This is a genomic window from Falsiruegeria sp. JB4-1, from assembly GCF_055693495.1.
The window spans coordinates 1-14036 of the sequence record NZ_JBVFTZ010000003.1; the positions used below are offsets into that span (position 1 = coordinate 1).

3 protein-coding genes are annotated in these 14036 nt (G+C 59.3%); 2 read left to right on the forward strand and 1 reads right to left on the reverse strand.

Translation table 11 applies throughout. The annotated features are described in order from the left end of the window. A partial coding sequence (locus tag ACZ1HE_RS23290; protein ID WP_472625081.1) for a VCBS domain-containing protein occupies nucleotides 1-1984 on the forward strand: 1984 nt, incomplete at its 5' end. Continuing rightward, the gene (locus ACZ1HE_RS23295; RefSeq protein ID WP_472625083.1) at nucleotides 1890-11582 is read left to right on the forward strand and encodes a tandem-95 repeat protein; all 9693 of its coding nucleotides are present in this window, start codon (nucleotides 1890-1892) and stop codon (nucleotides 11580-11582) included. The genes ACZ1HE_RS23290 and ACZ1HE_RS23295, both read left to right, overlap by 95 nt. 208 nt (nucleotides 11583-11790) lie before the next feature. Here the strand turns inward: ACZ1HE_RS23295 and ACZ1HE_RS23300 are convergent, their stop codons facing one another. Next, nucleotides 11791-13218 carry a M10 family metallopeptidase C-terminal domain-containing protein gene (locus ACZ1HE_RS23300; RefSeq protein WP_472625193.1) on the reverse strand — a complete coding sequence of 476 codons (1428 nt, stop codon included), beginning with the start codon at nucleotides 13216-13218 and terminating at the stop codon, nucleotides 11791-11793. Between the last annotated feature and the right edge of the window lie 818 nt (nucleotides 13219-14036).

Sequence of the window (14036 nt, forward strand, 5' to 3'; positions counted from 1 at the left end):
GACGGAAACCATCACGGTGACGATCCATGGCGCCAATGACGATCCGGTTCTGGATGCGTCGGGCGAGGATGACGCGGCCAGCGGGGACCTGGACGAGACCAATTCGGGTCTGGTCACCAGCGACACGCTGAGCCTGTCGGATGTGGACACCAGCGATGTTGTGAGCGTGAGCGTGACCAACACAGCTGTGACGTCGGGCGACGCGAACGGCGTGGACATCTCGAGCATGCTGAGCGTGTCGGGCGGCCTGTCTGGCACCGAGACCTCGGGGTCCGTGACCTGGACCTTCGACAGCGGTTCCGAGGCGTTCGACCACCTGCCAGCGGATGCGACGCTGGTGCTGACCTACACGGTCACGGCACTGGACGACAATGGCGCGACGAACACGCAGGACGTGGTCATCACGATCACGGGCACGAATGATACGGCATCGATTTCGGGGACTGTTTCGGGTTCTGTGACCGAAGACGCGGTGATGAACACGGTGTCTGGCGATCTGGATGTGACGGACGCGGACACGGGGGAATCCGTCTTTACGCCTGTTGCTGCGAACACGGCGGGCGACAACGGTCATGGCACGTTCGAGATGGATGCCTCGGGTGCGTGGACCTATACGCTGGACAACATGGACAGCGATGTTCAGGCGCTTGGCGTTGGTGACACGCTGACCGACACGATTGACGTGACTTCGGTTGATGGCACGGCGACGGAAACCATCACGGTGACGATCCATGGCGCCAATGACGATCCGGTTCTGGATGCGTCGGGCGAGGATGACGCGGCCAGCGGGGACCTGGACGAGACCAATTCGGGTCTGGTCACCAGCGACACGCTGAGCCTGTCGGATGTGGACACCAGCGATGTTGTGAGCGTGAGCGTGACCAACACAGCTGTGACGTCGGGCGACGCGAACGGCGTGGACATCTCGAGCATGCTGAGCGTGTCGGGCGGCCTGTCTGGCACCGAGACCTCGGGGTCCGTGACCTGGACCTTCGACAGCGGTTCCGAGGCGTTCGACCACCTGCCAGCGGATGCGACGCTGGTGCTGACCTACACGGTCACGGCACTGGACGACAATGGCGCGACGAACACGCAGGACGTGGTCATCACGATCACGGGCACGAATGATGCTCCGGTTCTGTCGGACGTGACAACCACTCCTGTCGTTACGGATACGGCAGCCGATGACAGCTTTGCTGATGTGACCGGCACGCTGGTGGGGACCGATGCGGATTCCAATGCGGTTCTGGGCTACAGCATCCAGGGGCAAACCGTCACTGACGGCGAGACCTCGCTGGCGGGTCAATACGGCACGCTGACCCTGCAGGACGATGGCAGCTATACCTATGTTGTCGACCCGGCGGCGCTGCAGGCGCTGCCTGCCGGTGCAGCACCGGGCGAGACCTTCACCGTTGTGGTGACGGACGATCAGGGTGACAACGATACGGCCACGCTGACCATCGACATTACCCCGGCAAATGACACGCCGGAACTGGCAGCGGTTGCGCCAACCGGCATTACCGACACGGACGCAAGCGATGACTTTGCTGCCATCAACGGAACGCTCAGCGCAACGGACCGGGATGCCGGGCATGTTGCCGGAATGGAGTATTCGATCTCGGGTGAAACCGTCACGGACGGTGAAACATCGCAGACTTTCTATTTTGATCGCGATGCCGGAACCGTGGGCACCACGGCAGGGGCAGGGCTGATTGAGCTGGGCACGCTAACCGTCAACACTGACGGCAGCTACAGCTTCGAACCAGATGATGCGGGGATCAACAGCCTGCGGGCAGGGGAAACACCGCAGGTGACAACGACCCTGCGCGCCGAGGATCCGCAGGGCGCATTCGACGAAACAGCCCTGACGATCGACATCACCGGGGCCAATGACAATCCGGTGGTCATCGGCACGACTCCGTGCGGCCGTAGAAGGTGTTGTCGAAGCGCAGGCAAAAGAACAGGCCGAAGCAGACGAAGGTGATCTGGTTACCGTATCCGGTACAATCGATTTCGAAGACGTTGACAGCACCAATGTGCCGACCTTCGGGTTCAACCCGCAAGGGGCCGGATACCAAGGCACCATCTTCTTCAGCCCCTCCAGCGGCGGTGTCGACAGCGGTTCGGTCAGCTGGAGCTTCCAGATCGACGATGCAATCCTGAATGCGCTTGCAGAGGGAGAAGCCCTGAGTTCGAGCCCACAGATTTATGACATCACGATCAGCGACGGGGATGGCGGATCGGTTGTTCAGAGGTTGTCGATCAGCATTGTTGGCACCAATGATGCGCCGGTGATCTCCGGTGCGCTCGGAGGCGGGGCAGTGGCCGATACCGGTGCCATTACCGAAGCTGCAGATGGCGCAGTGGATGCGACCATCTCGACCTCGGGCACCTTGTCTGTCGCGGATGAAGATACAAGTGACGATGTTACGATTTCGGTCACAACGGCGACCATCACCGGCGGAACCTTTGGTGGAACGTCACCACTGGATTCAGCCGCCCTTCATGCGATGATGCAGGTGGCTGCGGGCACTGCCGCGGCAACCGGGTTCGGGTCATCGGCTACGGTCGGAGCCGATGGGGCCGGTTCGGATTTCACCTGGTCCTTCACCTCGGGTGCATCTGGCGATGCCTCGTTTGATTTCCTGGCTGTCGGAGAGACGCTGGAAATCGAATATCTCCTGACTGCTGATGACGGTTCGAGCACCAGCAACGCAAGTGACACCCAAACCGTGACCATCACAATCACCGGCACCAATGACAGCCCGGTGGCGGATGCGGCCGTTGCAGTGACGATTGCCGAGGATACAGATGATGTGACCGTTCTGGCCACGGCGTCGGGCACCGATGTCGATGACAGCGACACGCTGAGCTATGCGATCACCGCAGGCAACGATGCCGGGTTGTTCGACATCAATGGCATGACAGGTGAAATCACTCTGGCCACGGGTCAGTCCCTGGATGCCGAAAATGATCTGCAACATGTCCTGACCGTGACCGTTTCCGATGGGAACACCGGGACCGATACCCAGCAAATCACCATCAACGTCTCGGATGTGGATGACAATCCGACAACGGCACCGGCTGACACGGATGGCGCCGAGGGCGGCAATGTCGATGAAAACGCTGCGGCTGACACGGCTGTAGGCATCACGGCGGCCTCTACGGATGCGGATGTGACATCGGGTAATATCAGCTACGCCATCACCGGCGGCACCGGCGCTGCGCTGTTTGACATCGACAGCGAGACGGGTGTGGTGACTGTTGCGAGCGGGGCGGATATCAACCGCGAAGCGGCAGCGGATTACACCATCGAGGTGCAGGCGACGCCGACAAATGGCGCGTCAAGCGTAACATCGACCTTCACGATCACGATCAATGATCTGGATGAATTCGATGTCACGGCGCCGACCGATGACAACGCCGCAGCCAACGAGGTTTCGGAGAACGCGGCACCGGGTACGGCGGTTGGCGTTGTCGCGCTTGCGGCAGATGGTGATGCCACCAACAACGGTGTGACCTATACGCTGACCAACAGCGCTGGCGGTATCTTCGAGGTTGATCCGACCACAGGCGAAGTGCGCCTGTCGCAGGCGCCGGGTGCGCCGCGTCCGGATTTTGAAACCGATACAAGCCACATGATCACCGTTCAGGCCGAAAGCACGGACGGGTCGACGGCGACTGCCGACTTTACCATCAATATTCTTGATGCGGATGATACGGCTCCGACCTTCACCATCTCGGCGGCCCAGACCGTGGCCGAGAACAGCACCCAGGTGGTGGAACTGGCGGCTACCGATGTCGACACGGACGATGCCACGCTGACCTTCTCGATTGCTGGCGGTGACGACGCGGGTCTGTTTGAATTGTCAGGAAACACGCTGCAATTCAAATCCGCGCCGGACTTTGAAGTGCCCACCGACACCGGCACGGACGGCGTCTATGACGTCACCGTTGCAGTGTTTGACGGCGCAAGCACCACCATGCAGGCGCTGACCGTGACGGTCACGGACGTGAACGAAGCACCTACCGATGTGACGCTGCAAAATCAGCAGACCACAATTGCCGAAAACACGGCGATCGACGGTGGCATCAAGGTGGCGGACATTGCCATCACCGACGACGCCCTGGGCGAAGAGGATGTCACCCTGGCCGGTGCAGATGCGGCTGACTTCATGGTTGTATCCACCGAAGGCGGATTGGAACTGCACTTTGTGGGCGCTTCACCCGACTTTGAAAACGAAGCGGATGCCAACATGGATGGCGTCTATGACGTTACTGTTCAGGTCGATGACGCCACTGTTGGTGGCCCGGTTGACACCTCGGTTGCCTTCACGCTGACCGTGACCGATGTGAACGATGCCCCCGTCATTGACGAAGACTCATCGGATCTGGCGGCAAGCGGCGATGAAGACACTGCAATCACCGGCACCATCGTGGCCAATGATGAGGACATGGGCGACATGCTCAGCTATGCCCTCGCGACGGGTGGTGAGCCTACAAATGGGACTGTCACCTTCGACGGTGCAGACTACACCTATACCCCGGCCGGGGACTTCAACGGTTCCGACAGCTTCACGGTCGAAGTGTCCGATGGCGATCTGACCGATACGGTTACAGTCAATGTGACGGTTGCCCCGGTCAACGACGATCCGGTCAACACTCTGCCTGTCAGCTTTGGCACCGATGAAGACACCGACGTTGCCTTGGCGGGCCTGTCCGTCTCGGATGTGGATGTGGCGACAGGTGCGATCACCGTGACCCTTTCGGTTGGGTCCGGTAACGGCACCATCGCGGCAACCAGCGCTGGCGGTGTGACCGCGTCCGGCACAGGGACGAATTCTGTCACGCTGGATGGCACCTTGGCTGACATCAACGCCTACCTTGCCAATGTTGCGACACAGCCGGTCTATACGCCGGTCGCCAACGCCAATGGCGATGTGACGTTGACCATGAGCACAACGGACAATGGCAATACCGGCAGCGGAGGCGGCGCGCCTGTCGTGGATATGGTGACGATCACGATTGCACCTGTCGACGATGCACCAGTTGCCGCGGATGACACGGCGTCGACGGACGAAGACACCGGCACAACGATCGATGTTGCCAGCCTGATCACGGAAGTGGACGGCGATGATGTGATCGTGACGGCGAGCGTTGATGTTGCCGAGGGCACTGTGACGGTGTCTGGCACGGTGATCAGCTTCACGCCAGCGGCGAACTTCAACGGGGATGCCTCGATCAGCTACACGGTGACGGATGACACCGGCGAGATGCTGTCGGATGGCGGCACGGTGACGGTGACGGTGAACGCGGTTGATGATGCGCCTGTTGCGGCGGATGACACGGCGTCGACGGACGAAGACACCGGCACGACGATCGATGTTGCCAGCCTGATCACGGAAGTGGATGGCGACGATGTGATCGTGACGGCGAGCGTTGATGTGGCCGAGGGCACTGTGACGGTGTCTGGCACGGTGATCAGCTTCACGCCAGCGGTGAACTTCAACGGCGAAGCCACGATCAGCTACACGGTGACGGATGACACCGGGACGATGCTGTCGGACGGTGGCACGGTGACGGTGACGGTCAACCCGGTCAACGATCCGACCGAGATCGATATTACCACTCAGGGGACATCCACTCATACAGAGGCCGTGGATGATGCGGCGCCTGTACCCACCCTGGTTGCAGACAGCGTAACGCTGTTTGATGTGGATGGGCTGGACTATGAGACCGGTGTCTTCTCGGCGGCAGTTGACGGCGGCGATGCCACCGATCAGCTTGCCCTGAACACCTCTGGGCTCGTGGGCGTTTCTGGCGGTGATGTCACCGTCGACGGCACCGTCGTCGGTACAATGACGGGGCAAGGTACGCCTACGCTGAGCATCACCTTTGCGGCCGGTGCTTTGGCGGCGGATGTACAGGTAGTTATCAATGCGCTGACCTATGCAACCACCGATGACACACCGGTTGGTGCACGCGACATCGATCTGAACCTGAGCGATGGAGATGGGGCGTCTGCAGCACAGAAAACCGTGTCGGTGAATATCACGGCATCGAACGACAGCCCGACCCCCGAAGACGACGCGTTCAACGCATCCGAAGGGGCTTTTGCCTCGACCGTGAATGTCCTGAACTTCGGAACAGCCGATAGCGATCCGGAAAACGACCCCTTGCAGGTGGTTGCTGTTGCCGATGTGGCAGATGGTGAAGAACCCGTTGGTGGTTCGGCAAGTGTCGGCGGTTCGGCTGGTGTCATCACCACGGATTGGGGTGCAGAAGTTACGCTGCAACAGAACGGTCAGCTGTTCTACAACCTGACCTCGACCACGGCCCGGTTCAATGAACTGGCTGCTGGAGAGACCGCGGTTGACAGCTTCACCTACACCGTTTCGGATGACAGCGGGGCTGAAACGACGGCAACCGTTGAGGTTACGATCACCGGTACAAACGACGGTATCGTCGCAGTGGGTGACATGATCACAACAACCGAGGAAACCGCTGGCTCGGTCACCGGTAACCTTCTGGCAAACGACACGGATGTGGATGTCAACGACACCCGCTCGATCGTGAATGTCGGCAGCTCGGTCACGGCAACTGCGATTGCGACAGTTGGTGGCTACCAGATCACCACTGTGGACGGTGTTGTGATCCAACTGGCAACCGATGGCTCTTATACTGTCAGTGCGCCGGACAGCCTGGATGGTGGTCAGATTTATACGGCCAGCTTCCAGTACACGGTTCAGGATGGCGGCTCCTCGCAATCCACCGCGACTGTGGTGATCGAGGTAACCGGGGACAACGATGGCCCGACTGCGGGCACAGTGACCCTGACCGCCTCTGATGAGGACGCAACCCGGATCATCACCGAAGCCGAAGTCCTGACTGGTGTAACGGATCCGGATGCAAATCCATCTCTGGAGGTTACGGCCCTTACCTTGACGTCGGGCGGTGGCATGTTGGTCGACAACATGGACGGCACCTGGACCTATACGCCGGATCTGAATGACAACAGCGCTGTGACCTTCAGCTATACGGCGTCGGACGGAATCCTGTCGGCTTCGTCCACGGCAACCCTGGATCTGCTTCCTGTTGACGATGCACCAGTTGCGGCGGACGGCACCGGCTCGACGGACGAAGACACCGGCACAACGATCGATGTTGCCAGCCTGATCACGGAAGTGGATAGCGACGCAGTGATCGTGACGGCGAGCGTTGATGTTGCCGAGGGCACTGTGACGGTGTCTGGCACGGTGATCAGCTTCACGCCAGCGGCGAACTTCAACGGTGATGCCACGATCAGCTACACGGTGACGGATGACACCGGTGCGATGCTGTCGGATGGCGGCACGGTGACGGTGACGGTGAACGCGGTTGATGATGCGCCGGTTGCGGCGGATGACACGGCGTCGACGGACGAAGACACCGGCACAACGATCGATGTTGCCAGCCTGATCACGGAAGTGGATAGCGACGCAGTGATCGTGACGGCGAGCGTTGATGTGGCCGAGGGCACTGTGACGGTGTCTGGCACGGTGATCAGCTTCACGCCAGCGGCGAACTTCAACGGTGATGCCACGATCAGCTACACGGTGACGGATGACACCGGTGCGATGCTGTCGGATGGCGGCACGGTGACGGTGACGGTGAACGCGGTTGATGATGCGCCGGTTGCGGCGGATGACACGGCGTCGACGGACGAAGACACCGGCACAACGATCGATGTTGCCAGCCTGATCACGGAAGTGGATAGCGACGCAGTGATCGTGACGGCGAGCGTTGATGTGGCCGAGGGCACTGTGACGGTGTCTGGCACGGTGATCAGCTTCACGCCAGCGGCGAACTTCAACGGTGATGCCACGATCAGCTACACGGTGACGGATGACACCGGTGCGATGCTGTCGGATGGCGGCACGGTGACGGTGACGGTGAACGCGGTTGATGATGCGCCGGTTGCGGCGGATGACACGGCGTCGACGGACGAAGACACCGGCACAACGATCGATGTTGCCAGCCTGATCACGGAAGTGGATAGCGACGCAGTGATCGTGACGGCGAGCGTTGATGTGGCCGAGGGCACTGTGACGGTGTCTGGCACGGTGATCAGCTTCACGCCAGCGGCGAACTTCAACGGGGATGCCTCGATCAGCTACACGGTGACGGATGACACCGGTGCGATGCTGTCGGATGGTGGCACGGTGACGGTGACGGTGAACGCGGTTGATGATGCGCCGGTTGCGGCGGATGACACGGCGTCGACGGACGAAGACACCGGCACAACGATCGATGTTGCCAGCCTGATCACGGAAGTGGATAGCGACGCAGTGATCGTGACGGCGAGCGTTGATGTGGCCGAGGGCACTGTGACGGTGTCTGGCACGGTGATCAGCTTCACGCCAGCGGCGAACTTCAACGGGGATGCCTCGATCAGCTACACGGTGACGGATGACACCGGTGCGATGCTGTCGGATGGCGGCACGGTGACGGTGACGGTGAACGCGGTTGATGATGCGCCGGTTGCGGCGGATGACACGGCGTCGACGGACGAAGACACCGGCACAACGATCGATGTTGCCAGCCTGATCACGGAAGTGGATAGCGACGCAGTGATCGTGACGGCGAGCGTTGATGTGGCCGAGGGCACTGTGACGGTGTCTGGCACGGTGATCAGCTTCACGCCAGCGGCGAACTTCAACGGGGATGCCTCGATCAGCTACACGGTGACGGATGACACCGGTGCGATGCTGTCGGATGGCGGCACGGTGACGGTGACGGTGAACGCGGTTGATGATGCGCCGGTTGCGGCGGATGACACGGCGTCGACGGACGAAGACACCGGCACAACGATCGATGTTGCCAGCCTGATCACGGAAGTGGATAGCGACGCAGTGATCGTGACGGCGAGCGTTGATGTGGCCGAGGGCACTGTGACGGTGTCTGGCACGGTGATCAGCTTCACGCCAGCGGCGAACTTCAACGGGGATGCCTCGATCAGCTACACGGTGACGGATGACACCGGTGCGATGCTGTCGGATGGCGGCACGGTGACGGTGACGGTGAACGCGGTTGATGATGCGCCGGTTGCGGCGGATGACACGGCGTCGACGGACGAAGACACCGGCACAACGATCGATGTTGCCAGCCTGATCACGGAAGTGGATAGCGACGCAGTGATCGTGACGGCGAGCGTTGATGTGGCCGAGGGCACTGTGACGGTGTCTGGCACGGTGATCAGCTTCACGCCAGCGGCGAACTTCAACGGGGATGCCTCGATCAGCTACACGGTGACGGATGACACCGGTGCGATGCTGTCGGATGGCGGCACGGTGACGGTGACGGTGAACGCGGTTGATGATGCGCCGGTTGCGGCGGATGACACGGCGTCGACGGACGAAGACACCGGCACAACGATCGATGTTGCCAGCCTGATCACGGAAGTGGATAGCGACGCAGTGATCGTGACGGCGAGCGTTGATGTGGCCGAGGGCACTGTGACGGTGTCTGGCACGGTGATCAGCTTCACGCCAGCGGCGAACTTCACCGGGGATGCGACGATCAGCTACACGGTGACGGATGACACCGGTGCGATGCTGTCGGATGGCGGCACGGTGACGGTGACGGTGAACGCGGTTGATGATGCGCCGGTTGCGGCGGATGACACGGCGTCGACGGACGAAGACACCGGCACGACGATCGATGTTGCCAGCCTGATCACGGAAGTGGACGGCGATGATGTGATCGTGACGGCAAGTGTTGATGTTGCCGAGGGCACTGTGACGGTGTCTGGCACGGTGATCAGCTTCACGCCAGCGGCGAACTTCACCGGGGATGCGACGATCAGCTACACGGTGACGGATGACACCGGTGCGATGCTGTCGGATGGCGGCACGGTGACCGTGACGGTGAACGTGGTGAATGAAGCGCCTGTTGTTCAGGATTGGACACCTGATCCAATCGAAGCAGGAACACATCGTGGTGTGATCACGCCTGAATTCATTGCAAGCGATCCGGAAGGCGAAGATCTGACGTTTACCGTGACGTTTGCTGCTTCAGCGATCGGTGCGCTCTATCTGAATGATGCGCTCTTGGCTTCGGGCAGTGTTCTGACCCGTGCCGAACTGGACAGTGTGACATTTGCTGCTGGTGAAGCAGAGGGCGTGTTCATAGCAACGGTCGAAGCCTCTGATGGCTCTAAGGCATCTTCCGGTACGCTGACTCTGACCGTCGGCGCGGCGCAGAACAGCACCCTGATCGGCACCGACGGACGGGACATGCTGGATGGGGCGGCTGGCGACGACACCATTGATGGTGGTCGGGGAACCGACACGATCCTGGGCGGCAGCGGTGATGACTTCATCTCAGGTGGTCGTGGGTTTGACAGTCTTGATGGGGGTATCGGTAACGATACGGTCGATTACTCCTTCTCGTCCTCGACAGCGGACCTTGACCTGTCCACGGGTGTCGCCACCTTCGGTAGCCGGGTTGAGACGATGGAGAACTTCGAGAACCTGATCGGGACCTCGGGGAACAACACCATCACCGGCACCGATGATGCCAATAACCTGGATGGTGGCGACGGTCGCGACAGCATCGACGGTGCAGGTGGTAATGACACCATCGAAGGCGGCAACGGAACCGACACGATCCTGGGTGGCAGCGGTGATGACTTCATCTCGGGTGGAGGTGGTTTCGATAGTCTTGATGGGGGTATCGGTAACGATACGGTCGATTACACCTCCTCGTCTTCGACAGCGGACTTCGACCTGTCCACGGGTGTCGCCACCTTCGGTAGCCGGGTTGAGACGATGGAGAACTTCGAGAACCTGATCGGGACCTCGGGGAACAACACCATCACCGGCACCGATGATGCCAATAACCTGGATGGTGGCGACGGTCGCGACAGCATCGACGGTGCAGGTGGTAATGACACCATCGAAGGCGGCAACGGAACCGACACGATCCTGGGTGGCAGCGGTGATGACTTCATCTCGGGTGGAGGCGGGTTGGATGACCTCGATGGGGGTATCGGTAACGATACGGTCGATTACACCTTCTCGTCTTCGACTGCGGACTTCGACCTGTCCACGGGTGTCGCCACCTTCGGTAGCCGGACTGAGACGATGGAGAACTTCGAGAACCTGATCGGGACCTCGGGGAACAACACCATCACCGGCACCAATGATGCCAATAACCTGGATGGTGGCGACGGTCGCGACAGCATCGATGGTGCAGGTGGCAATGACACCATCGAAGGCGGCAGGGGAACCGACACGATCCTAGGCGGCAGCGGTGATGACCTCATCTCGGGTGGAGGCGGGTTCGATACCTTCATCTTCTCGGATGGGTTTGGTGCGGATACGATCACCGATTTCTCGAGCAATGACAGCGAGAAGATTGACCTGTCCGGCGTCACCGAGATCACCGATTTCGATGATCTGATCAATTTCCACCTGACCGAGGTGGATGGCTCAGCCGTGATCACGGATGGTGCCAATTCGATCCGACTGGATGGGATCGACATTTCTGAAATTGGGATTGGCCTTGCCTATTCGGCATCCGATTTCGATTTTGATATCTGATGAGATCCTTGACCCGAGGCTGCAGGGAACGATCCCTGTGGCCTCGTGATCGGCGGTTTTGCCTCTTTTACTTTTGGCTAATAAATTACCTGACCGATCCCGTGAAACGTGAAATTTCGCGATGTAAGGTAATTGCGAAACTCTCTAAAAATCGTTTGATTTTAATGCATTATGCGTCGGTCGGAGTTTCGGGATTTCATCAAAAGCTTTAGGTGAAATCCAAGTCGTTTTGCAGCAAGCTTGTGGTGGTGATCCCCTTCAGGAACAGGGTTAGGCCGCTGCCGAAATCGAATGTTGTGCCACTGGTATCGGCAGAAGCATATGTGTCAATCACTTCATCCACACTCAAGGTGCCAACCCACAGATCCCGATCCAAGTCCAGCGTGTCTATGTCGTCTTCGAAGTCGGTGATGACATCTTGGCCTCCGGAAAAAATAAAGACATCTGCGCCGTCTCCGCCCGTCAATTTATCGTTCCCGTTGGGGCTACTTAGGCTGCCATTACCATCCAGGCGATCAGCGCCAGCACCCCCTCTCAGTCGATCGTCTCCCTCGCCTCCGACCAGGGTGTCATTTCCATTACCGCCCCAAAGCGTGTCTTGACCTTCATTACCCCACAGGGTGTCGTTGTCGTTTTCCCCTTTGAGGCGGTCGTTGCCTGTACCACCGTACAAGTCATCGTCTTTACCGCCGCCCCATAGCCGGTCATTTCCGGCTTCTCCGGACAGGCTGTCCTCTCCATCATTGCCCCATAGCCGGTCATCATCCTGCATGCCGAACAATTTATCGTCGCCACTACCGCCTTTCAGAGTGTCGTTTCCACGGCCTCCGTGCAGTTCATCTTGATCTGAACCACCGTTGAGGAAGTCGTTGCCGTCTTCGCCCTGAAGCGTGTCGTTCCCATCAAGCCCCTTCAGTGTGTTGTGTGCTGAGTTGCCTTGAATGTCATCCTGACCAAAGCCCCCGCGGACATCTTCGATGATTGTTCCACGGGCAATAATCAGGTTGCCAGTTTTCCCCGCGATGTCGGAGATCGCCTCGGGGGTGAGGTCGATCCGTTGGTCGGCCGTCTCATATTTCAGGTTCAACAGATCCTTGCCGCCTGCGTCATACAGGGTGAATGCGTTCCCTGTCGCAGCCGTGCCTTGGCCAAAAGCTCCATCAAAGAGCGTTTCAAGATAGCCCCCGACGTTGGACCCGGCGCCATATGTTGTATCGCCTGCCTGCTTTTGTGATGCGCCATACAGCCGTTGAGCCGCCACGATATCGGCTGCCATCAAGGTTGCGGTTTCAGCCTTATCTGCTTGGACATGGGTGTTCTCTTCCTGATCGAAATAGGACATGAGCGTCATCTGCCAACTATCGTTCAGATAGTGGTTGTCGGCAGAATTGCCGGTGCCGTAGGTGGCTCCGCCGTCATAGTCGCCGGAATGTCCCAGCCCCAGAGCATGTCCGATTTCGTGCATGAAGGTCTGCATCGAATAACTGCCGAGCGCGGTGCCTCCGAAGCTGAACCAGGATGTCGAGACATTGGCGTAGGCGTTGCTGATCGTGTTGCCAGAAAAGCCGTGCCCGCCGCTGGCACCGCTTGCGGCATGTCCGATCGTGAGTTGCCCCCTGCGGCAACTTCTTGAAATTGAACGTCAATAACGTTCTCCCATGCCTCCAGTGCAGCGCGTGTCAGCGTCAGACCGATTGCATTCAACCCGGTAAGGTTGACTGTGATGGTGCCGCCCGCCCCGACGTCGAAAGCGCGCCAGTCACCGCCGTTCTTGTCGTCCCAGTACCCGCTCACGAGGTAGTCGGCGATCTGGTCGATTGTATACACCGGTAATGGCATGTACTTCAGCTCCTGATGACTTTGCGCACAGGGTACGCAAAGAGACGTTTCGAAACCCGACCAGGGCAAACTGACCGGGTCTGAAAGCACTCCATACCGGATCAGTTGGAGGTGTCAGCAATTAGGTCGAAACGCGGCCGGATTGCGCATTTCTCTGCCGATTATGTCCGAGACCTTGCTGTTCCCTGCCGTGCGTCACCGGGGTCGGGCGGGGTAATCATCAGGTGCTCACAAACAGCAGGTAGTCTTTGATTCTACTGATGGTGTGCCCGTGGATTTGCCGGGGGATACTCCCAAATGGGGACATCTTGGATCACCATTCGTCGATACTATCGAGAGATAATTTCGGGGAATGACCGCACTCCATGGTTGCGTCTGCAATAAGCAGCTTCTGGGGTGTGGTTTGTTTTAGGGTCATATAGCCTTGTTTTTAAGGCTGCGATGTTTGGAGAGAACCATGTCTTTCCCATTTGGTGGTGAGAAGTCATTCTTTAAATCCGGTCGTTTCCAGAACGTGGAAAAATTGTTTCCAAATACGGAACGATCTATTCGAGAGGGGGGCTCTTTCGGCGACGTCGTAGCAGACGGGGAAAACAGGGGGGCGATGGGTTCCGG

Bases quoted from the DNA above. Each gene is read 5' to 3' on its own strand.
- ACZ1HE_RS23295 (WP_472625083.1), top strand. From the start codon at position 1,890: ATGACAATCCGGTGGTCATCGGCACGACTCCGTGCGGCCGTAGAAGGT.